This window comes from Saccharothrix sp. NBAS 001 (genome assembly GCF_056640475.1).
The window spans coordinates 2,744,129-2,768,928 of record NZ_CM153251.1 but is presented as its reverse complement, the minus strand read 5'-3'; the positions used below and the strand labels follow the sequence as shown (position 1 = coordinate 2,768,928).

At 74.0% G+C, this 24,800-nt stretch carries 27 protein-coding genes; 13 read left to right on the top strand and 14 right to left on the bottom strand.

From position 1 onward, the window contains the following. Nucleotides 1–24: 24 nt before the first annotated feature. The 7 genes from AC0HI0_RS11645 to AC0HI0_RS11615 all read right to left on the bottom strand — a co-directional run bounded on the left by AC0HI0_RS11645 (nt 25) and on the right by AC0HI0_RS11615 (nt 5,561). Nucleotides 25–900 carry a hypothetical protein gene (locus AC0HI0_RS11645; protein ID WP_480932323.1) on the bottom strand — a complete coding sequence of 292 codons (876 nt, stop codon included), beginning with the start codon at nt 898–900 and terminating at the stop codon, nt 25–27. Between the two features lie 180 nt (nt 901–1,080). After that, nucleotides 1,081–2,319 carry an SPFH domain-containing protein gene (locus AC0HI0_RS11640; protein ID WP_480932322.1) on the bottom strand — a complete coding sequence of 413 codons (1,239 nt, stop codon included), beginning with the start codon at nt 2,317–2,319 and terminating at the stop codon, nt 1,081–1,083. Nucleotides 2,320–2,342: 23 nt separating this feature from the next. Continuing rightward, nucleotides 2,343–2,768 (bottom strand): NfeD family protein, encoded by a 426-nt coding sequence (locus AC0HI0_RS11635; protein WP_480932321.1) that lies wholly within the window; start codon nt 2,766–2,768, stop codon nt 2,343–2,345. A gap of 34 nt (nt 2,769–2,802) precedes the next feature. Further along, complete coding sequence (locus tag AC0HI0_RS11630) at nt 2,803–3,621, bottom strand: DUF3097 domain-containing protein (protein ID WP_480932320.1); 819 nt, start codon at nt 3,619–3,621, stop codon at nt 2,803–2,805. Between the two features lie 75 nt (nt 3,622–3,696). Further along, a complete protein-coding gene (locus AC0HI0_RS11625; RefSeq protein WP_480932319.1) occupies nt 3,697–4,173 on the bottom strand; it encodes a GNAT family N-acetyltransferase in 477 nt (158 codons plus the stop codon). 19 nt (nt 4,174–4,192) lie between these two features. Continuing rightward, a complete protein-coding gene (locus AC0HI0_RS11620) occupies nt 4,193–4,987 on the bottom strand; it encodes an SCO1664 family protein (RefSeq protein ID WP_480932318.1) in 795 nt (264 codons plus the stop codon). Between the two features lie 7 nt (nt 4,988–4,994). Further along, complete coding sequence (locus AC0HI0_RS11615; protein WP_480932317.1) at nt 4,995–5,561, bottom strand: DUF3090 domain-containing protein; 567 nt, start codon at nt 5,559–5,561, stop codon at nt 4,995–4,997. A 131-nt stretch (nt 5,562–5,692) separates the two neighbouring features. Between AC0HI0_RS11615 and AC0HI0_RS11610 the strand changes: the two genes are divergently transcribed. From AC0HI0_RS11610 to AC0HI0_RS11600, 3 genes are read left to right on the top strand one after another with little or no spacing between them, the layout of a single operon-like run. After that, entirely contained in the window at nt 5,693–7,609 is a 1,917-nt protein-coding gene (locus AC0HI0_RS11610; RefSeq protein WP_480932316.1) for a dipeptidyl-peptidase 5, read from the top strand. After that, nucleotides 7,606–8,463, top strand: coding sequence for a S66 peptidase family protein (locus AC0HI0_RS11605; RefSeq protein ID WP_480932315.1), 858 nt, complete (start codon nt 7,606–7,608; stop codon nt 8,461–8,463). Before AC0HI0_RS11610 ends, AC0HI0_RS11605 begins: the two co-directional genes overlap by 4 nt. Next, on the top strand, nt 8,460–9,137 hold the full coding sequence (locus AC0HI0_RS11600; RefSeq protein ID WP_480932314.1) for a dienelactone hydrolase family protein: 678 nt from the start codon (nt 8,460–8,462) through the stop codon (nt 9,135–9,137). The genes AC0HI0_RS11605 and AC0HI0_RS11600 overlap by 4 nt, the downstream gene beginning before the upstream one ends. 13 nt (nt 9,138–9,150) lie before the next feature. Here AC0HI0_RS11600 and AC0HI0_RS11595 read toward each other — a convergent pair whose 3' ends face one another. Together AC0HI0_RS11595 and AC0HI0_RS11590 are read right to left on the bottom strand one after the other, a co-directional pair. Further along, the gene (locus AC0HI0_RS11595) at nt 9,151–10,743 is read right to left on the bottom strand and encodes an outer membrane protein assembly factor BamB family protein (protein ID WP_480932313.1); all 1,593 of its coding nucleotides are present in this window, start codon (nt 10,741–10,743) and stop codon (nt 9,151–9,153) included. Nucleotides 10,744–10,963: 220 nt separating this feature from the next. Beyond that, on the bottom strand, nt 10,964–11,467 hold the full coding sequence (locus tag AC0HI0_RS11590; RefSeq protein ID WP_480932312.1) for a hypothetical protein: 504 nt from the start codon (nt 11,465–11,467) through the stop codon (nt 10,964–10,966). Nucleotides 11,468–11,580: 113 nt separating this feature from the next. Here AC0HI0_RS11590 and AC0HI0_RS11585 point away from each other — a divergent pair, with 113 nt between their 5' ends. Beyond that, nucleotides 11,581–12,129: a DUF6886 family protein gene (locus tag AC0HI0_RS11585; RefSeq protein ID WP_480932311.1), complete on the top strand. Its 549-nt coding sequence runs from the start codon at nt 11,581–11,583 to the stop codon at nt 12,127–12,129. Here the strand turns inward: AC0HI0_RS11585 and AC0HI0_RS11580 are convergent. Next, nucleotides 12,126–12,956 (bottom strand): NmrA family NAD(P)-binding protein, encoded by an 831-nt coding sequence (locus AC0HI0_RS11580; protein WP_480932310.1) that lies wholly within the window; start codon nt 12,954–12,956, stop codon nt 12,126–12,128. The genes AC0HI0_RS11585 and AC0HI0_RS11580 overlap by 4 nt on opposite strands. A 191-nt stretch (nt 12,957–13,147) precedes the next feature. Here AC0HI0_RS11580 and AC0HI0_RS11575 point away from each other — a divergent pair, with 191 nt between their 5' ends. Continuing rightward, nucleotides 13,148–13,948: a pentapeptide repeat-containing protein gene (locus AC0HI0_RS11575; protein ID WP_480932309.1), complete on the top strand. Its 801-nt coding sequence runs from the start codon at nt 13,148–13,150 to the stop codon at nt 13,946–13,948. On the opposite strand, the gene AC0HI0_RS11570 is transcribed toward AC0HI0_RS11575, so the two are convergent. Beyond that, on the bottom strand, nt 13,940–16,159 hold the full coding sequence (locus tag AC0HI0_RS11570) for a tetratricopeptide repeat protein (protein WP_480932308.1): 2,220 nt from the start codon (nt 16,157–16,159) through the stop codon (nt 13,940–13,942). The genes AC0HI0_RS11575 and AC0HI0_RS11570 overlap by 9 nt on opposite strands. Nucleotides 16,160–16,296: 137 nt before the next feature. Between AC0HI0_RS11570 and AC0HI0_RS11565 the strand changes: the two genes are divergently transcribed. Genes AC0HI0_RS11565 through AC0HI0_RS11550 form a run of 4 tightly spaced genes read left to right on the top strand, consistent with a single transcriptional unit; the run spans nt 16,297 to nt 19,669 of the window. Then, the gene (locus AC0HI0_RS11565; protein ID WP_480932307.1) at nt 16,297–16,944 is read left to right on the top strand and encodes an HAD family hydrolase; all 648 of its coding nucleotides are present in this window, start codon (nt 16,297–16,299) and stop codon (nt 16,942–16,944) included. Further along, the gene (locus tag AC0HI0_RS11560) at nt 16,941–17,945 is read left to right on the top strand and encodes a phosphotransferase family protein (RefSeq protein WP_480932306.1); all 1,005 of its coding nucleotides are present in this window, start codon (nt 16,941–16,943) and stop codon (nt 17,943–17,945) included. The genes AC0HI0_RS11565 and AC0HI0_RS11560 overlap by 4 nt, the downstream gene beginning before the upstream one ends. After that, nucleotides 17,945–19,156, top strand: coding sequence for an acyl-CoA dehydrogenase family protein (locus AC0HI0_RS11555; RefSeq protein ID WP_480932305.1), 1,212 nt, complete (start codon nt 17,945–17,947; stop codon nt 19,154–19,156). Before AC0HI0_RS11560 ends, AC0HI0_RS11555 begins: the two co-directional genes overlap by 1 nt. Nucleotides 19,157–19,174: 18 nt before the next feature. After that, nucleotides 19,175–19,669, top strand: coding sequence for a GNAT family N-acetyltransferase (locus AC0HI0_RS11550; protein WP_480932304.1), 495 nt, complete (start codon nt 19,175–19,177; stop codon nt 19,667–19,669). A 37-nt stretch (nt 19,670–19,706) separates the two neighbouring features. Here AC0HI0_RS11550 and AC0HI0_RS11545 read toward each other — a convergent pair whose 3' ends face one another. Beyond that, nucleotides 19,707–20,696, bottom strand: coding sequence for an alpha/beta hydrolase (locus AC0HI0_RS11545; protein WP_480932303.1), 990 nt, complete (start codon nt 20,694–20,696; stop codon nt 19,707–19,709). Between the two features lie 644 nt (nt 20,697–21,340). Next, nucleotides 21,341–21,556 carry a hypothetical protein gene (locus AC0HI0_RS11540; RefSeq protein WP_480932302.1) on the bottom strand — a complete coding sequence of 72 codons (216 nt, stop codon included), beginning with the start codon at nt 21,554–21,556 and terminating at the stop codon, nt 21,341–21,343. Nucleotides 21,557–21,611: 55 nt separating this feature from the next. On the opposite strand from AC0HI0_RS11540, the gene AC0HI0_RS11535 reads away from it, so the two are divergent. From AC0HI0_RS11535 to AC0HI0_RS11525, 3 genes are all read left to right on the top strand, one after another. After that, on the top strand, nt 21,612–22,028 hold the full coding sequence (locus tag AC0HI0_RS11535) for an FAD-dependent oxidoreductase (RefSeq protein ID WP_480934288.1): 417 nt from the start codon (nt 21,612–21,614) through the stop codon (nt 22,026–22,028). Nucleotides 22,029–22,181: 153 nt separating this feature from the next. Further along, nucleotides 22,182–22,457, top strand: a complete 276-nt coding sequence (locus tag AC0HI0_RS11530) for a hypothetical protein (RefSeq protein ID WP_480932301.1) — start codon at nt 22,182–22,184, stop codon at nt 22,455–22,457. Then, the gene (locus tag AC0HI0_RS11525) at nt 22,450–23,736 is read left to right on the top strand and encodes a M20/M25/M40 family metallo-hydrolase (protein WP_480932300.1); all 1,287 of its coding nucleotides are present in this window, start codon (nt 22,450–22,452) and stop codon (nt 23,734–23,736) included. The genes AC0HI0_RS11530 and AC0HI0_RS11525 overlap by 8 nt, the downstream gene beginning before the upstream one ends. 30 nt (nt 23,737–23,766) lie before the next feature. Here AC0HI0_RS11525 and AC0HI0_RS11520 read toward each other — a convergent pair whose 3' ends face one another. Next, nucleotides 23,767–24,204: a MarR family winged helix-turn-helix transcriptional regulator gene (locus AC0HI0_RS11520; RefSeq protein ID WP_480932299.1), complete on the bottom strand. Its 438-nt coding sequence runs from the start codon at nt 24,202–24,204 to the stop codon at nt 23,767–23,769. A gap of 325 nt (nt 24,205–24,529) precedes the next feature. On the opposite strand from AC0HI0_RS11520, the gene AC0HI0_RS11515 reads away from it, so the two are divergent. Next, nucleotides 24,530–24,772, top strand: a complete 243-nt coding sequence (locus AC0HI0_RS11515) for a hypothetical protein (RefSeq protein ID WP_480932298.1) — start codon at nt 24,530–24,532, stop codon at nt 24,770–24,772. Nucleotides 24,773–24,800 lie beyond the last annotated feature (28 nt).

Sequence of the window (24,800 nt, the reverse complement as noted above, 5' to 3'; positions counted from 1 at the left end):
CGCCGACCGACCGCCCCGGGGGCTTCAGATCCCGCGTTCGGCCAGCCAGGCGAGCAGTTCGGCCAGCGCGCGCGGGTCGGTGTCGCGGCGCGCCTCGGCCAGCACGTCCGCGCGCAGCGCCGCCCACCCGCCCGTCCCGGACGCCAGGCCGTGCAGGCGCAGGTAGGTCTCCACCGACGGGTGCGCCAGGAACGCCCGGCGACGCCACCACACCGCCCGCTCCCGCCACCCCAGCCGCAGGCACTCGTCCACCGCCAGGTCCACCAGCCGGCCCGCCGCGCCCCGGCCGCCGGTCGCGCGCAGGCCCCGGCCGACCCAGTCCAGCGCGTCCTCGGTGCGCCCGGCGTCGCGCAGCACGGTCGCCACCTGGAGGTAGTGCCAGCCCGACGACAGGTCCCGCGCCAGCACCAGGACCTGCAAGTCCACGTCGCCGACGTGCTCGGCCAGCTCCTCCATCACCCGCAGCAGCGCCCACCGCTCCCGGTCGTAGCGGCCGGTCCGGCCGAACTCGATCACCGGCAGCTTCGAGAACCGGGCCACCGCCTCCGTCCGGTAGCGGGCCAGCCCCTCCGCGCCCAGCGCCGCCGCGTACGGGGCCAGCCGCACCTCCGGCGGCTCGGCGAACCCGGTCTGCACGTGCAGCAGCCAGTCCGCCAACCCCGCCGGCGTCGGCGGGTCCGAGCCGCACGCCACCGCGTGCAGGTCGAGCACCCGGTCCACCAGTTCGCACAGCGCCGCCCGGTGCGGCCGGTGCCGGGACGCGCCCGCCACCAGCAGCTCGGCGACCTCCTCGGCCACCCGCCGCGCCCCCGGGCCCGCGAGCACCAGCGCGGACAGGTCCGCCACGGCCGCCGCCAACCCGTTCCAGCGCTCGACCCACGGCAGATCGGACCGGTCCAACCAGAAATTCACTCGATCGGGTAACGGGGGCACCGGCACATCCAACCGCACCGACCCCTACCCCGGCGATGCTCCACCCCGGTGCCCGCCGGTGATCACCATCGCGGAACGAAACGGGGCGATCGGCCGAAAGCGGCCGATCGCCCCACCAGACCCGAAAAACGCGGAAACCGCGGCAAACTACTCGTGCGGCTGCTCCGCCTCGCCCGGTGCCCCGGCCGGCGTGGCACCCGCGATCCCCGGCACGCCCGAGGCACCCGTCAACCCGGCGCGCTCCACGCCCGGCTCCACCGACACCGGCCGGTGCGTGCCCAGCGGACCGGGCACCTCCTGGCGCGCCACGGCCTCCGCCGCCCGCACCGCCTCGGCCACCGCCGGGTCCGGCGCGGTGTCGAACCAGTCCGCCACCGACGGGTCGTCCTCCTCCGGCGCGGACCGCACCGGCTCGTCGGCGGGCGGCTCGTAGCGGAACACGCCGTCCTCGCCGGGCGCGCCCAGCATCCGCGCGAAACCCTCCAGCGCCTTGCCGTAGTCCGACGGCACCAGCCACACCTTGTTCGCGTCGCCCTGCGCCATCTGCGGCAGCGTCTGGAGGTACTGGTAGGCCAGCACCTCCGGGGTCGGCTTGCCCGCCTTGATCGCCGCGAACACCTTCTCGATCGCCTTGGCCTGGCCCTGCGCCTGGAGGTAGCGGGCCGCCCGCTCGCCCTGCGCCTTGAGGATCCGGGACTGCCGCTCCGCCTCGGCGGACAGGATCGCCGCCTGCTTCGCGCCCTCCGCCGAGAGGATCGCGGCCTGCTTCTGGCCCTCCGCGGACTTGATCGCCGACTCCCGCTGGCCCTCCGCGGTCAGGATCATCGCGCGCTTCTCCCGGTCCGCGCGCATCTGCTTCTCCATCGAGTCCTGGATCGACGGCGGCGGGTCGATCGCCTTGAGCTCCACCCGCGCCACCCGGATGCCCCAGCGCCCGGTCGCCTCGTCGAGCACCCCGCGCAGCTGGTTGTTGATCTGGTCGCGGGAGGTCAGCGTCTCCTCCAGGCTCATCCCGCCGACCAGGTTGCGCAGCGTCGTGGTCGCCAACTGCTCCACGCCGACGATGTAGTTGGAGATCTCGTACACCGCCGCGCGCGGGTCGGTCACCTGGAAGTAGACGACCGTGTCGATGGACACCGTCAGGTTGTCCTGGGTGATCACCGGCTGCGGCGGGAACGACACCACCTGCTCGCGCAGGTCGATCCGGGCCCGGACCCGGTCGAAGAACGGGAACAGGATGTTCAGGCCCGGCGCGGCGGTCGTGCGGTAGCGGCCCAGCCGCTCGATCACCGCGGCCGTCGCCTGCGGGATCACCAGCACCGACTTGACGGCGACGATCAGCACGAACAGCACCAGGACCGCGACGACGATCAACGTGGTGGTCAACTCAGATTCCGTCCCTTCCCACTTCAGGACCCGGACATCACCACGGCGGTCGCGCCCGAGATCTCGACAACTGTGACTTCGGCGCCCGGTTCGAGGACCGTGTGGTCCAGCGACCGCGCCGACCACACCTCGCCGCCGATGCGCACCCTACCGCCGTGCGCGTCCACTGTGGACACCACGATCGCGGTGCCGCCGACCAGCGCCTGCGCGCCCGACTTCAGCTCGTGCCCGGCGGTCAGCCTGCGCTTGAGCGCCGGCCGCGCGCCCACGATCAGGCCCAGCGCGGCCACCCCGAACGCCACCGCCGCGACCACCTCGCCCACGCCCAGCGCCGACACCCCGGCCGCGCCCAGCGCCGCGACGCCGAGCATGACCAGCACGAAGTCGCCGGAGAGGATCTCGGCGGCCACCAGCAGCACCCCGAGCACCAACCAGATCAACGCGGCCACACGACCATCCTCGCACCCCGGGAGCCCGGGGAGGTCACGGACGGTCGAGGTCCGGCTCGGTGACGAAGTCGATCAGCCGCTCCACCGCGCCGATCAGCGGCGTCTCCAGGTCCCGGAACCCCGCCACCGCGGCCAGCACCCGCCGCCAGCCCTCCCAGGTCTCGCCCCAGCCCAGCGCCGCGCACACGCCCTCCTTCCACGGCGTGCCGCGCGGCACCACCGGCCACGCGGCGATCCCGACCGACGCCGGCTTCACCGCCTGCCAGATGTCCACGTACGGGTGACCGGTGACCATCACGTGCGGGTCGCGCACCTCGGCGACCAGCCGGGACTCCTTCGAACCCGCCACCAGGTGGTCGACCAGCACGCCCAGCCGGCGGTGCGGCCCGGTGCCGAACCCGGCCACCCGCCCGGCCAGCACGTCCACGCCGTCCAGCGGCTCCACCACGACACCCTCGACCCGCAGGTCGTGGCCCCACACCCGCTCCACCAGCTCGGCGTCGTGCAGGCCCTCGACCCAGATCCGGCTGTCCCTGGCGGTGCGGGCGCGCAGCCCCTCGACCTTCACCGAGCCCGACGCCGACACCGCGCGCGCCGGGGCCGCCGGGGCCGCCGGGCGGACCAGCGTCACCGGTTTGCCGTCGAGCAGGAACCCGGCGGGCAGCAGCGGGAACAGCCGCTCCCGGCCGTGCCGGTCCTCCAGCACGACCTTGCCGTACTCGAAGCGCACCACCGCGCCGCAGAACCCCGACGCCGGGTCCTCCACGACCAGGCCCGGTTCGGCCGCGACCTCGGGCACCTTCCGCTTCCTCGGCCCCGCCAGCACGTCCCGCCCGTAGTCCTGTGATCGCACGACCCGCGACGCTAGCGGCTCACCCGGTCGGATGACCCGCAGGCGCGCCGACCGGGCCGGAGCCGGGCGGCGGATCTAGGCGTCCAGGCGGAGGATGAACTCCTCGACCTCCTCGCCGCGCCCGTCGGCGAACCCCACGTCCTCGCCGACCGCGACGAACCCGCACTTGTCCAGCACCCGCAGCGACCCCAGGTTGTCCACCGCGGCCCGCGCGTACAGCGGGCGCAGCGGGTCCGACGCCAGGTACTCGGTCAACGCCGCCGTGGCCAGGCCCAGACCCCAGTAGGCGCGGTCGATCCAGTAGGTCACCTCGGGCTCGCCGAACTGGTGGAACCGCGCCACGTGCCCCACCACCCGGCCGTCGAACTCGATCGTGCGGGTCACCACGGTGTCGTCGGCCAGGATCCGCGCCCAGCGCACCAGGAACGCCGCCCGGTCGGTCGGGTCGGCCGCGCCGAACGCCGCCATCCGGTTGGCCTCGGGGTCGAGTTGGTGCTCGAAGAACACCAGCACGTCGGACTCGGTCACCTCGCGGAGTCGAACACTGCTCACCCGGCCGATTAGACCACCGTCAGAACGCCGGCCACGGTATTGACGGCCACTCGTTCGACGGTTCGGGGTACACGCCCGCCGCCAGCAGCTTGTCCACCCGCTCGGTCAGCGCCCGCACCTCCGCGCGGGTCAGGTGCTCGTGCAGCTCCTCGCCCAACGGGCCGTCCAGCCCCGAGCGCAGCCGGCGCAGCGCCTCCACCGCGTCGGCGGGCAGCGCCTCGCCCAGCCACCCCCACAGCACCGTGCGCAGCTTGTCGTCGGAGTGCAGGCAGATGCCGTGGTCCACACCGTAGACCGCGCCGTCGTCGGCGTGCAGCACGTGGCCGCCCTTGCGGTCGGCGTTGTTGACCACCGCGTCGAACGCCGCCATCAGCCGCACCCTCGGGTGGTCGGCGTGCACCAGCACCGCCGGGTCGCCGAACCGGTCGTGCGCGCGCAGCACCGAACGCCACCCCGGCCGCACCCGGTCCACCGCGACGATGTCCACCAGGTCGTCGTCCTCGCGGGTGTCCACCCACAGCTGCACCATGCCCGGCCCGAACGGGCCCGCGCGCAGCACCGTCGGCGGCACCAGGCCGAACCCGGCCGCCTCCGACACCAGGTAGGTGGCCACCTCGCGGCCGGCGAGCGTGCCGTCGGGGAAGTCCCACAGCGGGCGCTCGCCGCGCACCGGCTTGTACACGCACTGCGCGGTCACGCCGTCCAGGCCGATCGTGCACAGCAGCGTCGCGTTGGACGCGTCGACCAGCCTGCCCCGCACCTCGATCCGGCCGCGGCCGAGCAGGTCCAGGACGCCCTCGTCACCGGGCCGCACGCCGAGGTCAGCCCTCGTCCGCGCGCCGGTAGCCGTTCTGCCGGGGGCAGACGTGGCCCTCGGGGTCCAGCGGCTCCGAGCACAGCGGGCACGGCTTGCGGCCCGCGCGCACCACCCGGTCGGCGCGTTCGGCGAACGCCCGCGCCTCCACCGGCGACAGGAACACCCGGACCGCGTCCGGGCCCTCCTCGGTGTCGTCGAGGACCACGGCCTCGTCGACCTCCTCCTCGGTGATCGCGAGCAGCTCGATGACGACCGCGCGGGACTCGGCGTCCCAGCCCAGCCCCATCGTGCCGACCTTGAACTCCTCCTCGACCGGCGGCGTGAGGGGTTCGGTGTCCCGGAGGTCGTCGGGTACCGCCTCGGGGACGTCCGCGCCGAACCGCCGGTGCACCTCCTCCAGCAGCGAGCCGATGCGCTCGGCGAGGACGGCGACCTGTTGCTTCTCCAGCGCCACGCTGACCAGCCGGGCCTCCTCGGAGGCCTGCAGGTAGAACGTGCGCTCGCCAGGTTGCCCGACGGTGCCGGCGACGAACCGGTCGGGCTGGCGGAATACGTGGATGACCCGTGCCATGACAACAACGACCCTAGGCCACGCGGACAAGATCGGCAGCCCTCCCCCCTGGCATTGCGTCATCTGTGGAGATCGGCCCGGAGCCGATCGGCGCTGACCGGCCCGGCGGGACGGGTACTAGGGTCGCGTCCGTGGTGAAGATCGCACCGTACGGAACATGGACATCGCCCATCGGGGCGGCCGACGCGGCCGCCGCCGGTGGCGGCCTGCACTGGGTCGACCTGCACCGGGGTCGGGTCTGGTGGGCCGAGGGACGCCCCGCGCAGGGCGGCCGGGTCGCGCTGGTGCGCGACGGACAGGACCTGCTGCCGCCGCCGTGGAACGCGCGCAACCGCGTGCACGAGTACGGCGGGCGGCCGTGGGTGGTGCTGGACACACCGGAGGGTGAACGCGTCGCGTTCACCAACTGGGACGACCAGCGCGTCTACCTGTTCGACCCGGACGACCCCGACCCGGTGCCGATCAGCCCCGAACCCGGGCGCCGGCACGGCGTCCGCTACGCCGACCTCACCGCCGGGCCCGCCGGCGAGGTGTGGTGCGTGCGCGAGACCGTCACCGGCGACGCCCGCACCGACGTCCGCCGCGACCTGGTGGCGCTGCCGGTCGACGGGTCCGGGCCGCGCGTGCTCGCCGCCAGCCACCACTTCATGTCCGGCCCCCGGCTGTCGCCGGACGGCACCCACTTCGCGTGGATCGGCTGGAACCACCCCGACATGCCGTGGGACGGCACGGAGCTGTGCGTCGCCGAGGTCGGCTCCGACACCCACCGGGTGCTCGCCGGCGGGCCGCGCGAAGCGGTCTGCCAGGTCGAGTGGGAAGGCCGCGACCTGCTCGCGCTGACCGACCCCGACGGCTGGTGGAACCTGTTCCGGATCTCGCTGGACGGGACGAAGCGGAACCTCGCGCCCTGCCAGGAGGAACTCGGCGGCCCGATGTGGCGGCTGGGCAACCGCTGGTTCGCGGCCCTCGACCAGGGCCGCTACCTGGTGCTGCGCTCCGGCGCGCTGGCCGTGCTCGACGAGCGCAGCGGCACGGTGACCGACGTCGAGGTCGACCTGCCGGTGTGGCAGGCGCACCTGGCCGTGTACGGCGGGGTCGTGGTCTCCGGCGCGTCCGGGCCGCGCGAGGAGGCCACCGTGGTCACCCTCGACCTGTCCACCGGCGAGCTGACCCGGCTCACCGAGCCGCCCGCGTCGCTGCCGCCCGCCGACTACCTGCCGGTGCCCGAGCAGCGGGTGTTCACCGGCCCGGACGGGCAGGACGTCCCGGCCTACGTCTACCCGCCCACCAACCCCGGGTTCGCCGGGCCCGACGACGAGCGCCCGCCCTACGTGGTGCACGTCCACGGCGGCCCCACCGGCCGGTCCGCGCCCGTGCTCGACGTCGACATCGCCTACTTCACCAGCCGCGGCGTCGGTGTCGTGTCGGTCAACTACGGCGGCTCCACCGGCTACGGCCGGGCGTTCCGCGAGCGGCTGCGCGAGCAGTGGGGCGTGGTCGACGTCAACGACTGCGCCGCGGTCGCGCAGGCGCTGGCCGACGAGGGCACCGCCGACGGCGCGCGGCTGGGCATCCGGGGCGGCTCCGCCGGCGGCTGGACCTCGGCGGCGTCGATGACCACCGTCAAGACCTACCGGTGCGGCATGGTCGCGTTCCCGATCCTGGACCTGCGCGGCTGGACCGGCGACGGCGGCGAGACCCACGACTTCGAGTCCCGCTACGTCGAGGGCCTGGTCGGGGCGTGGCCGGAGACCGCCGAGCGCTACGCCGAGCGGTCCCCGTCCAACCGGGTGGACCGGCTCAACGGACCGGTGCTGCTGCTGCAGGGCCTGGAGGACGAGATCTGCCCGCCCGAGCAGGCCGACCGGTTCGTCGAGGCCCTGGACGGCACCGGCATCCCGCACGCCTACCTGACCTTCGAGGGCGAGCAGCACGGGTTCCGCAAGGCCGAGTCGATCGTGGCCGCGCTGGAGGCCGAGCTGTCGTTCTACGGGCAGGTGTTCGGGTTCGTGCCCGCCGGCGTCCCCGTGCTGGAGCTGCGCACGTGACACCGCGCCCGCTGCGGGCGGGCGACCGCGTGACCGTGGTCAGCCCGGCCGGCCCCGTGCCGGCCGGGCTGCTGCACGCCGGGGTCGCCTGGCTGACCACCTGGGGACTGGACGTGCGGATCGCGCCGCACGCCCTGGACGTGCACCCCGACCTGCCGCACCTGGCCGGCACCGACGCCGACCGGGCCGCCGACCTGCGCGAGGCGTGGCACGACCCGGACGTGGCCGCCGTGGTGTGCGCGCGCGGCGGGTACGGCAGCCGGCGGATCGTCGACCTCCTCGACTGGGAGGCCGCCGCCCGCGCGCCGAAGGTGTTCGTCGGCTCCAGCGACATCACCGTGCTGCACGAACCGCTGTGGCGGGCCGGGGTGCCGACCTGGTTCGGGCCGATGGTCGCCTCCGCGGCGTTCGTGCACGACCCGACCGCGCGCGAACGGCTGCGCCGCGCCCTGTTCGGCGAACCGGCGGTCTTCCGCGGCACGACCGTGGTCGGCGGGACGGCGCGGGGGACCGCCGTGGGCGGCACCGTGAGCCTGCTGCGCTCGCCGCCGCCGGACGGGGCGATCGCGTGGCTGGAGGACGTCGGCGAGGACCCCTACCGGCTGGACCGGCTGCTCACCGACCTGCTGCGGGAGGGCTGGTTCGACCGGGTCGCCGGGATCGTGCTCGGCTCCTGGAGCGGGTGCGGCCCGGCCGAGGTCGTGGACGCGGTGCTGTGGGACCGGCTGGGCGGGCTGGGCGTGCCGGTGCTCGGCTCGGTCCGGTTCGGGCACTGCGCGGGCCAGCACACCGTGCCGCTGGGCGTGCCCATGCTGCTGGACGCCGACGCCGGTGTGGTATCCGTGGTGTCGTGAAGATCGAGGTCGGGGACGGCGCGTTCGACGCGCCCGTGTGGCTGCCCGCGACGGGCAGCGGGCCGGGGTTGGTGCTGGTCCAGGAGATCTTCGGGCTCGACGACTACCTCAGGTCGGTCGCCGCGGACCTCGCCGCGCTCGGCTACGCCGTCGCCGTCCCGGACCTGTTCTGGCGGGTCGCGCCCGGCTGGTCGTCCGGTCACGACGAGGCCGGTCTGGCCGCGTCGATGGAGGTCTCCGGCCGGTTCGACCCCGCGCTCGGCGTCACCGACGTGCTGGCCGTGCTCGACGCGCTGCGCCGGGACCGCGGCCGGGCCGGGGTGCTCGGGTTCTGCCTGGGCGGCTCGCTGGCCTACGGCGCCGCCGTGGCCGGCGACCCCGACGTCGCCGTGTCGTTCTACGGCTCCACCGTGCCCGAGCGGATCGACGCCCTGCCCCGGGTGGGCTGCCCGATCCAGTTCCACTTCGGCGGACGCGACCCCTACATCCCGCGCGCGGCCGTGCAGCGGGTGGTGGACGCGGTCGGCGCGCACGAGGGAGCGGAGATCCACGTCCAGGAGGACGCGGGCCACGCGTTCCACAACCACGTCGCGCCGATGTTCCACCACCCGACCGCGGCGGCCGCCGCGTGGGACCTCACGGTGTCGTTCCTGCGCCGGACCTACCCCGCCTGACCGTCCGGGCGGGTCAGAGCCCGAAGGCCAGCAGCACGCTGCCGTCCGGGTTGGGGTAGGCGGGCCAGTACCCGGCCTGCACGTACACCATCCCGTTGGCGATCACCGCGCCACCGCCGCCGCCGGAGATCGCGCCGCCCCGGCCGGGCCGCCCGTTCACGCCGGCGAAGTCGCGGACCGTGTCGAAGGTCCACAGCACCCGGCCGGTGTGCGCCGAGTAGGCGCGCAGCTTGCCGTCGTTGCTGCCCTCGTACACCACGCCGGGGCTCGACGAGACCGCCGGGCCGTGCGCCCGGCTGCACACCTCGGGGTGCTCCGCCGCGCCGCCGGTGGTGCAGCCGTCCTCCGGGTTCGGCGTCTCCCACAGCACCCGGCCGGTGGCCGGGTCCAGCGCGAACAGCTTGCCCGGGTCGGCGAAGTAGGTCGCGATGTAGAGCCGCTGCCCGTCGAAGCTGCTGCCCCACTGGATGCCGGAGATGCCGCCGCCGGGCAGCGGGACGCCGAGCTGCCGACGCCACACGACCTCGCCGGTCGTCGCGTCGAACACGTGGTAGACGCCGACCTTCTGGCCGACGCCGACCAGCTTGCGGCCGTTGACGGTGAACAGGTTCGGCGTCGCGCCGATGTCGTAGTCCAGCGCCGACCCGGTGCCCAGGCCCGGGCACCAGCCCTGCGAGGTCGGGTCGTTGCACAGACCCCGCCACGTGTCGGCCTTGGTCACCTGGTTGCGCCACTTCACCGCGCCGGATCGCACGTCCAGCGCCAGCAGCGTGTCGAAGTCGCCCGCGCTGCCCGTGTAGTTCTGCCCGGTGCCCACGTAGAGCGTGCCGGTGCGCACGTCGATGGTCGGCGAGGACCACACGCCCGCCCCGGACGGCTCGTAGCGGGTCGCGCCCGACGGCCACGTGCCCACCGCCTGCGGCTCGGGCACCGTGTAGTGCCGCCACACCAGCTCGCCGGTGCGCGCGTCGAGCGCGTCGACGTGGCCGCGGAACGTGCAGCACGGGTACGCGCGGGCGGGATCGGTCTCGCTGTCGACGTTCTCGGCGCTGGACGTGCCGATGTAGACCTTCCCGTCGTGCACGATCGGCGAACTGGTCACCGTCGCCGCCGGGTGCGCGTCGACCTGCTTGACCCACACCACCCGCCCGGTGCGCTGGTCGAGTGAGTAGACGTAGCCGCGCAGGTCGCCGAAGTAGATCCGGCCGTCGGCCACGGCCGGCCCGTCCCACGGGATCGCCGGGCGCGCGCCGGGCGCGACCTCGGGCAGGTCCGTGGTCCACCGCTGCGCGCCGGTCCGCGCGTCACGGGCGTAGAACCTGCCGTCCGGCCCGCCGAAGTAGGCGACGCCGTCCACGATCGCCGGCTGGCTGCGCACCGGCGCCTCGGACTTCTCGTAGGCGAACGCCCACTTGAGCTTGAGGTTCTTCACGTTCTGCGGCGTGATCCGCCACTCGGCCGCGTTGTGCCGCGACCCGGCCGCGTCCTTCTGCCACGTGGCCCAGTCGCCGTCCCGCCGGGGCGAGGCCGCGGTGGCCCCGGCCCCCAGCAGGGCGACCGACGACGCCACCGCGACCAACGCCGTGGCACGCTTGGGAAACCCCATCACACTCCCCCTGTCGATGGTTCGATCCCGTCAACCCTGGCAGCCTCGCGGAGGCGGCAGAATCGGCGAAAGGACCGGATCGCGTCGGGAGAAGGTTGACCGCGCGCCCACCGATCGGTTGATCCGCGTTCCCTCGACCAGCGCTACCCTCGGGGCACACCGCCGGATCCGCGACGGGCCGCCACCACGTTGCGCCGCAGCGGGACCGGGGGCGGGCACCTCACCTGCGACGGGCCTGCTCCGCCTGCGCCGCGACCGCCCGGATCTCCGCGGCCAGCCCCGGATCGGCGACCCGGTCCGCCGCGCCGGTCAGCGGGCCCAGCAGCGCCGCCGCGTCGTCCGACTCCAGCGCCTCGCGCACCAGCACGTCCACCACCGCCACCCGGCCGCCCAGGTCCCGCAGCGACCCGGCGTGCTCCCGCGCCCAGGCCGCCACCGCCCGCTCGCCGGCCCGCCGGTCCCGCTCCGCCCGCACCCGGCCCTCGGCCGTGTCGCCCAGGTCCTGGCGCAGCCGCAGGTAGCGGCGCTCCGCCGCCTGCCGGCTGGCCACGCCCAGCGCCGGGGCCAGCCGCGCCCAGCTCGTGCCCTGCGCGCGGGCCGCCTCGATCAGCCGGGGCTCCCACCCGGTCAGCTCCGCCTTCAACCGCCGCAGCAGCTCCAGCGCCGCCAGCACGTCACCCTCGCCGTCGACCGCCTCGCGCACGGTCTCGTAGTCCCCGATCACCGGCCTACTGTGGCAGGTGGCGGCGGGACGCGTCGGGGGACGCCACCGGCGGGTTGTCCGCGCCGGCGGGATTCCGGTCGACCGGGCGTCCCCGGTTCGGCGAGACTGCCGCCATGCGCCCCGCACCAGGCGAAGTGCTGCACTTCTCCGAAGACCCCGCGATCACCCGGTTCGAACCGCACGTCGCCGCGACCGCGCGCCAACCCGAGGCGTACGTGTGGGCGGTGGACCACGACCTCGCGCCCGCCTACTGGTTCCCGCGCGACTGCCCGCGCGCGATGGCCTGGGCCGGCCCCGACAGCACGCCGGAGGACCGGGCGTGGCTGGGCGCGCGGCGGGTGCACGCCGTCGAGTACGGCTGGCTCGCCCGCATCCGCACCGCCGCCCTCTACGCCTACCGGTTCGACGCCGCCGGGTTCCGGCCCTTCGGCGACAGCGCCGTGGTCGCCACCCGCCCGGTCGTCCCGCTGGGGCCGCCCGAGCGCGTCGGCGACCTGTTCGAGCTGCACGAGCGGGCGGGCATCGAGCTGCGGGTGCGGACCAACCTGTGGCCGTTCTGGGACGACGTCGTCGGCCGCACCCTGCGGTTCAGCGGGATCCGGCTGCGCAACGCCCGCCCCGCCCCGGACGAGGCAGGTGCGGACGTGCCGGGCCCGGCCTAGGCGAACTCGGCGGCGTGGTCGCGCGCCCACCGGGCGTAGGTCAGGCCGGGCCGGCCCAGCACCGCCGGGACGTCCGGCGACACCCAGCCCATCCCGTCGGCCTGCCCGCCCAGCTCCAGCAACCACTCCACGACCTCGGGCGGGTAGCGGTCGCGCCAGTGCTCCCGAGCCTGGTCGGGCGTCAACTCCTCGAACCGGACCGGGCGGCCCACCGCCTCGCCGATCAGCCGCGCCGCGTCCCGCCGCACCACCGGCTCCGGGCCGGTCGGCCGGTAGGTGCGGCCCGCGTGGCCGTCCTCCAGCAGCGCCCGCACCGCGACGGCCGCGATGTCGTCCTCGTGCACCAGCGCCGTCGACCAGCCCCCGAACGGCGCCCGCACGACGCTCTCCGCCCGCACCGACGGAGCCCATTCCCGGGTGTTCGCCATGAATTCGCCGGGGAACAGGTGCGTCCACGCCATCCCGGACGCCTCGATCGCTTTCCGGAACACCCGGTGCCACGACTCGAACGGGTCGTCGTCGGGCCGTGACGGGTCGTCGTGGCCCAGGTGCGTCACCCGCTCCACACCCGCCCGGACCAGCGCGTCCACGATCTGCGGCCCGTCGCCGTCCATCGACACCAGGTGTACCCGGGACACCCCGCGCAACGCCGGTACCAGCGACGACGGTTCCGCGAACGTGCCCGCCACCACCTCGACCCCGGCCGGCAGCCGTGCGGCCGAGGGGTCACGGGTCAGCGCCCGCACCTCGACCCCGGCCGCCCGCAACTGCCGCACCACACTGCCGCCCACGGTGCCCGTCGCACCCGTCACGAGAATAGGACCCATGAATCCAAGAAAACCATACCGGTCAAACGCGAACACGTCATTCACATTTCGCGACAGGAATGCGCCGATCGCGTTTCACGGCATTCGGGGCGCGTCGCCGGCACCACCCCCGGCGGCCCGCTGCCGACGGTCGGGAGCACGCAGAACGTGCCGCGCCGGGACCGGGCGACGGTCGGTAGGGTCCGTTGCCCATGGGCGTGTTACGGATGATCGGCTGGGCGCTGCTCGGCCTGGTGGCGGCGGCTCTGGTGACGGTGGTCGCGGTGTCGTTCGGCCCGCTCCCGCCGTGGCTGCTGGGCTTCTCGTCGTCATCGGCGCGACTGTCCCCGAACGAGCACGTGCTGGCCGAGGCCGCGCTGCGCACCGCGCTGCTCCAAGCCGTCGGCGGGATCCTGCTGGTGTTCGGCGCGGTCACGGCGTGGCGGCAGATGCTCGTCGCGCGGGGGCAGCAGCGCGTCGGGCGGCGGGTCGCCGTGACCGAGGCGTTCGCGAAGGCCGTCGAGCAGCTGGCCAAGGAGGACGCGCTCGCGCTGCGCCTGGGCGGCGTCTACGCCATGGACCGCATCGCCGACGACGACCCGGCCGAGCGGCCGAGGATCGCGGAGATCCTGTCGGCCTTCGTGCGCGACGGCGCGCCGGACACCGGCGAGCTGCCGCGCGACGTGGTGGCCGGGTTGCGGGTGCTGGTCCGGCGGGACTGGACGGTCGGCGTCGACCTGGCGGGAACCCGGCTGGCGGGCGCGAGGCTGCCCGGGGCGCGGCTGGGCGACGCCGTGCTGAGCGGCGCGGACCTGTCCGACGCCAACCTGCGCGGAGCCGTGCTGAGGGGCGCCGATCTCACCCGGACCGACCTGCGACGGGCCGATCTGTCGGGTGCCGACCTGCGCGCCGCGAGCCTGGCGGACGCGCTGCTGTCGGCGGCGACGGCGGACGCGTCGACCCGGTGGCCGGCCGGGTTCAACCCCGCCGAGCAGGGGGTCCGCTCAGCTTGAGTCGCCCACCCGGCCGGCGAGGTCGACGAGGTCGACCACGTCACGGGCCCGGGTGATGGCGTCGGCCAACGGGGCGTCCCGCTCCTCCCGCACCAGCACGCGCCCGTCGTAGGACAGGACCATCAGGTAGGCGAAGGTCGCGTGCTCGTCGTCGAAGGGCGAGCGGTGCTCCAGGTCCGCCCCGGCTTGGGCGAGCAGGGCGCGCGCATCGGCCCATTCGCCCATCAGTACGGCGGCGACCCCGGCGTTGTACCGGCTCAGCGCGAGGTGCGGGGCGCTCTTGTCGAGTTCCGCCGCGCGCAACGCCCAGGCGCGGGCGTCGGGGTACTCGCCCGCCTGGAGCTTCAGGTACGCCAGGTTGTTCGCGGACTGCCACTGGCGGTCCATCCTGAATGCGGCGTCCAGGTGCGTGAAAGCCTGACCGGTGTCCCCCTCCCCGTACTTGGCCAGTGCCGCCGAGTTGTGGCGGTGGGCCATGCGGTGACGCGCGCCGGTGTCGGCGAAGCGGTCGACCAACCAGTCCACGACCTCGGTCATCGGCCCGATCGGGATCGTGGTGCGGTGGGCGCCCAGCGTTCCGCCGAGTTCGGTGATCCGCTGCCGGGCCGCCACGAAGAGGGGCTGGTCGCCCAGGTCGAACTCGTCGGACGCGGCGCGGCAGGCCCACCGGACGGCCGTCGTCTGGCCGTAGGAGCACGTGACGGTGGTCAGGTGCAGGGCCTGCGGCACGTCGGCGTCGAGCACGGCCTCGTGGAGGAACTCGACCGTGTGGTTGGGTTTGCGGTCGGAAGGCAGCTCGCGCAGGTCGAGCAGACCTTGGTCGAGTTCGTCCTGCGACATGGACGCGCAGCAGGTGCGCAGCACCCAGCGCGGATCACCGGACACGCAGTGGAGCACCAGGTCGCCGAGTTCGCCGGTGAGCAGATTCGCGAACCCGATCCCGCTGATCAGGATGGGGGCCCGCGCGCCCAGCCGCTGCACCGCGGACAACCGGGCGTAGATGTGCTCGGCGGAGTCGCCGATCAGCCGGACCCGGTTGTTGACCAGTTCGACCAGGCCGTCGTCGATGAACTTGTCGAGGTAGCGGTTCAGGGCCCCGACCTCCAGGTCGACCAGACCGGACACCCGGCAGGCGAACCGGATCTCGTCCACCGTGGCGTGCTCCAACGAGGAGCACCAGGTGTTGAGCGCCAGCAGTTCGTCGTCGGGCATCTTGCGGACCGCGATCACCAGCGGGCGGTCGGAGTCCCTGCCGGCGACGTCGAGCGTCGACTGCACGTCGTCGATGGCCTCGGCGGTCAGGTCCATCCGGTCGGTGGCACCGGTCTGCCAGCGGGTGAACATGACGTGGCAGAACAACTGGATCTCGTACGGGTTGCCGTCGGTGAGCCGCATCAGGTCGCCCGCCACGTCGTCGACGAGTGACCGGAAGCAGCTCGTGGCGGTGAGCCCGGCGGCTTCAAGCGACAGCGTCATGCACTGCAACACCTCGGAGGTCTCGGTGAACCGCTCGACCTTGACGAACTCGAACTGCCGCAGCAGGAAGTCGAACACCTCGTTGATCTGCTCGACCAGCTCCGTCGTGCCCGCCAGCACCAGCACGTACCCGGTCAGCCGCATCCCGAGCGTGCGCAGCAGCGACAGCGCGTCGGGCCGGTCGGCGATCAGCTGCGCCTCGTCCACCAGCAGCACGACGGGCCTGCCGACCAGCCCTCCCAGGTGCACGAGGTCGTTGCGCAGCGCCATCTCCGACAGGTGCCCGCCGCCGAGCGCGTGGGCCAGGTTCTCCGGGAACTCCAGCGGGAAGTCCTCGGCCACCGGCCCGCCCTCGACGATCCGGCGGACCACGCGCGGCGTGATCTTCCGGCCGTCCGGGCCCGCCAGGTCGCACGCCGCCGCGACCGCGCCGATCAGCTCCTCGTACACCGTGGCGAAGAACCGCGCCGGGTCGGCCTGGGCGGGCACGAGGTTGACCCGCACGGCCAGGTAGCCCCGGTCGGCCGCCAGCTTCCCGGTCATGTTCAGCAGGCTGGTCTTGCCCGCCGCCCGCCTGCCGTACAGCGCCAGGTACCCGACCGGCCGGTCCACGCCCGCCTGCTCCAGCACGTAGTCGATCTTGGCCAGTTCCGCGCCGCGCCCGGCGAAGCACTCGTCGGCGCGCACCGGGTTGGCGTAGTCGTACGGATTGCGCAGTCCCGAGATGTCGACCATGCCGGGCAGTCTGCTCCCCGACCGGCCGCCCCGGACCGGGTTTCGACCGGATTCCCACCGACGGCCCGATCCGGCGGGCACCGTTCGGGCCCGAGGTCGCGGTTGCCCGCATACCGACCGGTCGGTACCCTCGGCGCGTGGCAGAGACCGAGCGGCGGATCGACGCGGTGGTGCTGGACTGGGGCGGCGTGCTCACCGTGTCCGTGCCCACCTTCATCGAGGACTGGCTGCACCGCGAGAACATCGACCGCGAGCGCTACGGCGCGACCATGCGCACCTGGATGGGCCGCGACGCCGCGCCCGACAACCCGGTGTTCCGGCTGGAGACCGGCCACCTGCCGGTCGCCGAGTTCGAACGCCTGCTCGCCGCCGAGCTGCGCGCCCCCGGCGGCCCGGCGATCCCCCCGGACGACCTGCTGCGCCGCATGTTCGGCGCCGCCCGACCCGACCCGGCGATGGTCGACCTCGTCCGCGACCTGCGCCGACAGGGCCTGCGGACGGTGCTGCTGTCCAACAGCTGGGGCGAGGGCTACCCCGAGGACCTGCTGCTGGAACTGTTCGACACCACGGTCATCAGCGGCCGGATCGGACTGCGCAAACCCGACCCGCGCATCTTCGCCCACACCCTCGACGCCATCGGCCTGCCCGCGCACCGCTGCGTGTTCTTCGACGACGCCCCCGCCAACGTCGACGGAGCGCGCGCCGCCGGCCTGCACGCCCACCGGCACACCGACGCCGCGTCCACCCGCGCCGTCCTCGCCGCACTGCTGGGAGCCGCCGCGTGACCGCCCTGCCCGGCCTGGACCTCGACCGGCTGGCCGGCCACCTCGGCACCCCGCCGCTGACCGCCGAACTCGTCCCCGGCGGCCGGTCCAACCTGACCTACCGGGTCACCGACGGCACCTCCCGCTGGGTGCTGCGCCGCCCGCCGCTGGGCCACGTGCTGGCCACCGCGCACGACATGGCCCGCGAACACCGCGTCATCACCGCCCTGGCCGACACCGCCGTCCCGGTGCCGCGCACCGAGCACCTGTGCACCGACCCCGACGTGCTCGGCGCGCCGTTCTACCTCATGCGGGAGATGCCCGGCGTCGCGCTGCGGCACCGCGACCAGTGCCCGTGGCTGACCCCGGACAAGGCCGCCGCGCTCTCGGACCGGCTGGTCGACGTGCTGGTCGACCTGCACGCCGTGGACCCGGACGCGGTCGGCCTGGGCGACTTCGGCCGCCCCGACGGGTTCCTGCGCCGCCAGGTCGCCCGCTGGGGCAAGCAGCTGGAGTCCTCGCGCAGCCGCGACCTGCCCGGCATCGACGACCTGCGCGACCGGCTCGCGGCCACCGTGCCCGACTCCCGGCGCGCCACGATCGTGCACGGCGACTACCGGCTGGACAACGTCCTGGTCACCGACGACCCGCCCGGCATCAGCGCGGTCCTGGACTGGGAGATGGCCACCCTGGGCGACCCGCTGGCCGACCTCGGCCTGCTGTGCGTCTACTGGACCGGGCTCGGCCTGGCCGACGACCCGATCACCGGCACCGTGTCCGCCCTGCCCGGCTTCGCCTCCGCCGACGACCTCGTGCGCCGCTACGCCGCGCGCAGCGGCGCGGACGTCTCCGGACTCGGCTGGTACACCGCGTTCGCCTACTTCAAGCTCGCCGTGATCCTCGAAGGCATCCACTACCGCTTCACCACCGGCAAGACGGTCGGGGCGGGATTCGACCGGATCGGCCGACTCACCCTGCCGCTGGTCCGGCAGGGACTCGCCGCGACCACAGGGGAGAACTGATGGACTTCGGCTACGACGCCACCACCGAGGAACTGCGCGCCCGGCTGCTGCGGTTCATGGACGAGTTCGTGTACCCGGCCGAACCCGTCGCCGCCGCGCAACTCGCCGACGCCGCCGACCCGTGGGCCCGCCCCGCCGTCCTGGCGGACCTCAAGGCCGAAGCGCGCCGCCAGGGCCTGTGGAACCTGTTCCTGCCCGACCCCGAGCACGGCGCCGGCCTGACCAACCTCCAGTACGCGCCGCTGGCCGAGATCACCGGCCGCAGCCCGCACCTCGCGCCCGAAGCGCTCAACTGCGCCGCGCCGGACACCGGCAACATGGAGGTGCTGGCCATGTTCGGCACCGAGCGGCAGCGCGAGCAGTGGCTCCGGCCGCTGCTCGACGGCGAGATCCGCTCCGCGTTCTGCATGACCGAACCCGACGTCGCCTCCTCCGACGCCACCAACATCGCCACCCGCATCGAACGCGACGGCGACCACTACGTGATCAACGGCCGCAAGTGGTGGTCCTCCGGCGCGATGAACCCCGACTGCGCCGTGTTCATCGTCATGGGCAAGACCGACCCCGACGCCGAACGCCACCGCCAACAGGCCATGGTGCTCGTGCCCCGCGACACCCCCGGGGTGCGCGTAGAGCGCGGAATGCACGTGTTCGGCTACACCGACGCCTCCCACGGCGGCCACGCCGAGATCGTGTTCGACGACGTCCGCGTGCCCGCCGAGAACCTCATCGCCGGCGAGGGCGAGGGCTTCGCGATCGCCCAGGCCCGCCTCGGCCCCGGCCGCATCCACCACTGCATGCGGCTGATCGGCATCGCCGAACGCGCCCTGGAACTGATGTGCCGCCGCGCCCTCGCGCGTGTCGCGTTCGGCAAGCCGATCGCCCGCCAGGGCGTGGTGCAGGAGTGGATCGCCGAATCCCGCGTCCGCATCGAACAGGCCCGGCTGCTGGTGCTCAAGACCGCGTGGCTGATGGACACCGTCGGCAACAAGGGCGCGCACACCGAGATCCAGGCCATCAAGATCGGCACGCCGCTGATGGCCGAATGGGTGCTGGACAAGGCGATCCAGGCGCACGGAGCGGGTGGCGTCAGCCAGGACTACCCGCTGGCCGAGCTGTGGGCCCAGGCCCGCACGCTGCGGCTGGCCGACGGACCCGACGAGGTGCACCGGATGTCGTTGGCCAAAAGCGAACTCAGGAAGTACAGGTAGGACGTGCGCGCCGAACCCGTGACAGGTCCCCGTCTGCTCCTCGAACCGCTGCGCGTCGAGCACGCCGAGGAGATGGCGGTCGTGCTGGCCGAGCCGGAGCTGTACGCGTTCACCGGCGGCACGCCGCCGGACGTGGACGAGTTGCGCCGGACCTACACCCGTCAGGTGCGCGGCCGGTCGTCCGACGGCGCCCAGTGGTGGCTGAACTGGGTCGTGCGCCGCCGGGACACCGGGCACGCCGCCGGATACGTGCAGGCCACCGTCGACGCCACGCGGCCGTGCGCGGAGGTCGCGTGGGTCATCGGCGTCGGGCACCAGGGCGCGGGGTTCGCGCAGGAAGCCGCCGGGCTCGCGGTCGGCCTGCTGCGCGCCGCCGGGATCGCCCGGATCACCGCCCACGTGCACCCCGACCACGCCGCGTCGGCCGCCGTCGCCCGGCGGGTCGGCCTGGTCGCCACCGACACCGTCGAGGACGGCGAACTGCTGTGGGAGAGCCTGCCGCCGACGCCGTGAGGGTCCCCGCCCGCGCGGACCGGGGACCCCGGACCGGCTACGCCTTGCGGAGGCGGGCGATCACCCCGTCGATGTCGGCGGCGAGCAGGTGCTCGCGGACGAAGTGGCCGCCGGGCTCCTCGTGCCACTCGTGCGGGATGCCCGCAGCGCCGAGCAGCGCCCGGAACTCCCGCTGGCCCGCCAGCACGTGCGACTCGTTGGCCTGGTCGAACCAGTTCACCGGGTCCGGGCTGGTGCCGGCCACCAGGAACACCCGCTTGTCCCGGTAGCTCTCCACCCGCTCCACCGGGTTGTCCGCGCTGACCCGCGCCTCGTCCCACAACGGCGCGCCGTAGATCGTGCCGCCGCCCAGGTCCAGCGCCGCCGCGGACGCGTTGGCCCAGTGCGCGACCGCGCCGAGGTCACGCCGCAGACTGGCCGGGCCGGAGTGCGAGCTGACCGACGCGAAGTGGCCGTAGTACTTCGCCGCGTACTTCAACGCGCCGAAACCGCCCATCGAGAACCCGGAGACCGCGCGACCGTCGTACTCGGCGAAGGTGCGGAAGTTCGCCTCGACCCACGGCAGCAACTGGGCGATGTGGAAGGTCTCCCAGTCGCGCGGCCCCACGTTCGTGCCGACCGGGTTGGAGTACCAGCCGGCGTGGCCGCCGTCCGGCATCACCACGATGATCGGCTTGCCCGCCGTCAACTCCCGGATGCGCAGCCGGTCGAAGGTGATGAAGTCCTGGTCCGTGCCGCCACCGTGGAACAGGTACAGCACGGGGTAGGTGCGGCCACCGGTGTGGTAGCCGTCGGGCAGCAGCACGTTGACGGCGGGGTTCCAGCCGATGGCGTTCGTGGCGAACCGGTAGTACCACATGCGCGGGTCGCCCTCGTTGCGGTCCACGATGCGCAGCCCGAAGCCGTCACCGGCCGCGTTCGCCGCCGACGCCGCCGCGACGAGACCCGCGCCGCCCAGCGCCGTGGCCGCGGCGAGCCCGCCGGCGGCCCTCAGGACATTTCTGCGGGTGGGACGGTGTTCGCTCAACAGGACCTCCTGGTCGGTACCGGCACGTGGCCGACGGCCACGCTCCGCACATGACTTGCTACCAGAAGTGGCTGGTTGCTGCGTGGACACTGGCCGGTGCCTGCCACCCGGCCGATTCCTGAGGGCCATCGGCACCCGTCACGACGACACCCCTCAGCAACCACAGATCACCCTCAGCGGTCTCTCAGCGTCTCAGCACATTCACAGGTTGTGACCGACATCCTCGGTGTCGATCACCCGCCTGCCCACGCCGACCCGAGGAGAAACCCATGTCACCGACCCCGAACCGCCGCCCGCTGCCCGCCACCCCGCCTCCCGCGCCGCCCGGCCCGTTCGCGCCGGGCACGACCTCCGCGCACCCGATCCGCCGCAGCCGGGCCGCCCCGCCTGGCCGGGGCCCGCACCTGCTGGACGTCATCCGCCCCAAGGGAGGCCGCGCCGCCCGAGGTCCGGACGCGGGCCCCGGGTTCGTCGGAGACGCTGTGGTCCGCGCCGAGCTGTCGGTGCGCGTCCTGGAGGCGCGCGGCCGGGTGCTGACCCGCTTCCTGCCCGACGGTACGCAACTGGACCTGGGCGGCCAGTGGATCGGGCCGACCCCGCACAACATCGTGGACCTGGTAGCACGCACGGCACCACGTCGGCACCTATCCCACGCCCGGCGACGCCTCGTCGACACCCCGAGCGAGCCCGCCGCCCTCCTGATCGCCGGCGCGGGCGGCGTGGAACCGCTGCTCGGCTACCGGGGCGCGGCCCAGGACACCCGGATCGTGGGCGGAGCGCAGCAGCTCGCCGAACGGATGGCCGCCGACCTCCCACCCGGCACCGTGCGGCGGGGCGAGCCGGTCCTGCGCATCGAACACGGCACCACCGCCCGCGTGCACACCCGCACCACCTCCTACCGGGCCGGCCGGCCGCATCCAGTACGAGCTGGCGCTGCCCGCCCTCCGCGACGGCCTCTTCCAGCGGATGTCGGCGGTCACCGCCCTCAAGGTCCACGCCGTCTACCCGCGACCGTTCTGGCACTCGGCCGGCCTGTCGGGAGTGGCCCGGTCCACCACCGGCGTGCTCACCGAGACCGTCGACAACAGTCCGTCCGGCGCGCCGCGTGCAGTGCTGACCGGGTTCGTCTACGGCCCCGAAGCCGTCGCGCTGCGCCGCGAAACCCCGCCGGCGCGCCGCAAAGCGGTCCTGGACCACCTGGCCGGCCTGTCCGGCGGCGAAGCGCTGGAACCCGACGAGTTCGTCGAGTTCGACTGGCTGGGCGAGCAGTGGACCCGGGGCTGCTTCTCCGGCCACCGCGCCGCCGACGAGATCGAGCACGCCCTGAGCTGACCACACTGCCGCCGAAGCCGACCAGTCCTCCCACCGGGCGCGGACGAGCCGTCACCACCGACCGTCCCCGCCGGACAGCACCGCCGGTCAAGAAGCAACCGACGCGAACACCGGTGGGCCAAGCGCCCACACCACGGCCGGTACGGTATCGCCATGACGATCTTGACCTCCACGGCCGTGGAGGGTGTCGGACGCGACGCCACGGCGTGCGTGCCGCCGCAGGTCGCCGCCGACCGCACCGCCACCGGGACCGCCATCGGGACGGCCCTTGCCACCCACCTCGCGGCGGCCCCCGCCGCAGTGCCTACGGTGGACCCCGTCAGCGCGCGGAGGGCCGGTACCGACACCGCGCCCACGACCCCGGCGACGCAGGCGTTCGAGGTCGTCACGGCGATCGCCGCGGACGCGGTGGAGGGCATCTATGGCTGAGGACGTCGTCGACCTGTGCGCGGCGCTGCTGCGGTTCGACACGACCAACCACGGCGGCGGCGAATCCGCCGGCGAGCGCGAGGCCGCCGAGTTCGTCGCCACGCACCTGGACGACCTCGGCGTGCCCGCGTGCGTCCTCGAACCGGCCCCGCGCCGCTCCAACGTGCTCGCCCGCATCCCCGGCAGCGAACCGGGGCTGCCCGCGCTGCTGGTCCAGGCCCACCTGGACGTGGTGCCCGCCGACCCGGCGGAGTGGAGCGTCCCGCCGTTCGCGGGCGTCGAGCGCGACGGCTACTTGTGGGGCCGGGGCGCGGTCGACATGAAGGACATGATCGCCATGGTCCTGTCCGTCGTCGGCGACTGGTCGCGCGAGGGCCGAGGGCCGCGCCGCGACGTCGTGCTGGCGTTCGTCGCCGACGAGGAGGACAAGGGTGACTATGGCGCGAACTGGCTGGTGGAGCACCAACGCGACTACTTCGCCGGCGTCACGGCCGCGATCAGCGAGTCCGGCGGCTACTCCTACCGGGTCGGCGACCGGCGGCTCTACCCGATCGGCACCGCCGAACGCGGCACCGCCCACCTGCGGCTCACCGCGCGCGGCCGGGCCGGGCACGGCTCGCGCCGCAACACCGACAACGCCGTGGTGCACCTGGTCGGCGCGCTCGCCCGGCTCGCCGCGCTGGACCACCCGGTCCGGCTCACCCCGACCGTGCGGGCGTTCCTCGAACGCACCGGCCGCGCGCTGGGCGTCGAGGTCGACCTGTCCGACGTGGACGGCACGCTCGCCCGGCTCGGCCCGGCGGCGGCGCTGGCCGAGTCGACCGTCCGCAACAGCACCACGCCGACCGTGCTCAGCGCCGGCTACAAGGTCAACGTCATCCCCGGCACCGCGACCGCCGAGGTCGACGTGCGGACCCTGCCGGGCACCGTCGAGGAACTGCTGGCCTCGGTCGACGCCGTCCTGGGCCCGCACGTGACCCGCGAGTTCATCGAGGACCAGGCGCCCGTGCAGGCCCCGATCGACTCGCCGTGGTTCGACGCCATGGCCGACGCGCTGCGCGGCGAGGACCCGGACGCGATCGTCGTCCCGTACTGCATGGGCGGCGGCACCGACGCGAAATCGTTCAGCCGCCTGGGCATCGACTGCTACGGCTTCGCCCCACTCGCGCTGCCCGAGGGCTACGACTACCGCGCGATGGCCCACGGCGTGGACGAACGCGTGCCCGTCGAAGGGCTGCGGTTCGGCGCCCGCGTGCTGGACCGGTTCCTGTCGGCCTGACCGGCCGGACGCCCCGGCGGCACGGGCCCGCTAGAGGTACGGGTCGGTGATCTCGTGCAGCCGGGTCAGCGCGTCGCGCAACGCGGCCATCCGGCGCTGCCCCAGGTGGGCGGTCCACTCGGCCTCGACCTCGGCGATCACCGCACCGGCGATCGGCATCGCGGTCAGACCCCGCTGCGCGAACCGCACCAGCCGGGCGCGCGCGTCGGTCGGGTCCGGGGTGCGCTCGACGTACCCGGCGCGTTCGAGCTGGTCGACCAGGAATCCCGCGGTCTGCTTGGTGACCTGGGCGGCCTCGGCGAGTTCGGTCAGCCGCGAGCCGTTGGGGCCGATCCGCTGGAAGAGGCGCGCCTGGGCGGTGGTGATGTCGTCGAACCCGGCCTCGGCCAGGGCGGCGAACACCCGGTTCTCCAGTTCCCGGTAGGGGATGTGGAGCAGCAGGCCGATGTTGAGGTCCGCCAACGTCACTCCTTCGCGATGGTCAGAGAAGCTGATCAAAATTAGTCAGTGTATCGGACCAAATCCGGTGCCGGTCGGGCCATGCATCGACAAGCCCTATGGCACGCTCCGGACCAGCGGCGGAGCGCTCTCACCGAACCCTCCGCCACGCCTCGCCAGCCGACCGGCGGCCCCGCCCGCCCGATGTCCGAAGTGGACGGTCCGCGCCATGCGTCTCCCCACGACCACGATCCTCGGGCGGCGAAATCGCCGTGCTGCACCGGGTCCGACCGCGCTCCGTGGAGCCGCGCGAACTCGCCGCCTCGGTCTACCACACGGCGCGGGACGTGACCGGGTGTCCCGTACCGCCGTACATGACGGCCGGGCCGCCGCGATCTTCGTGCGGCTCGACGCCGTCCACCTGCATCCGGAACTGCCCACCGAAGGCGTCGACCGGACCGCCGTGCGGCACCCGCGTGCGCTCGCGACATCGACGGCCGAGGAACTCGCGTCGCACGGCCGGACCGTGGTGACCGTCGACCACCCCGGCGACTCCAGCGAGATCGAGTACCCAGGGACGGGCGGGTGCGGACCCTGACGCCGGGCATTGACCCGCGCGTCGACCT

Excerpts from the sequence above, each read along its gene's own strand:
- AC0HI0_RS11615 (WP_480932317.1), bottom strand. The coding sequence starts at position 5,561 with ATGGCACGGGTCATCCACGTATTCCGCCAGCCCGACCGGTTCGTCGCC.
- AC0HI0_RS11595 (WP_480932313.1), bottom strand. The coding sequence starts at position 10,743 with ATGGGGTTTCCCAAGCGTGCCACGGCGTTGGTCGCGGTGGCGTCGTCG.
- AC0HI0_RS11585 (WP_480932311.1), top strand. The coding sequence starts at position 11,581 with ATGCGCCCCGCACCAGGCGAAGTGCTGCACTTCTCCGAAGACCCCGCG.
- AC0HI0_RS11580 (WP_480932310.1), bottom strand. The coding sequence starts at position 12,956 with ATGGGTCCTATTCTCGTGACGGGTGCGACGGGCACCGTGGGCGGCAGT.
- AC0HI0_RS11575 (WP_480932309.1), top strand. The coding sequence starts at position 13,148 with ATGGGCGTGTTACGGATGATCGGCTGGGCGCTGCTCGGCCTGGTGGCG.
- AC0HI0_RS11570 (WP_480932308.1), bottom strand. The coding sequence starts at position 16,159 with ATGGTCGACATCTCGGGACTGCGCAATCCGTACGACTACGCCAACCCG.
- AC0HI0_RS11555 (WP_480932305.1), top strand. The coding sequence starts at position 17,945 with ATGGACTTCGGCTACGACGCCACCACCGAGGAACTGCGCGCCCGGCTG.
- AC0HI0_RS11530 (WP_480932301.1), top strand. The coding sequence starts at position 22,182 with ATGACGATCTTGACCTCCACGGCCGTGGAGGGTGTCGGACGCGACGCC.
- AC0HI0_RS11525 (WP_480932300.1), top strand. The coding sequence starts at position 22,450 with ATGGCTGAGGACGTCGTCGACCTGTGCGCGGCGCTGCTGCGGTTCGAC.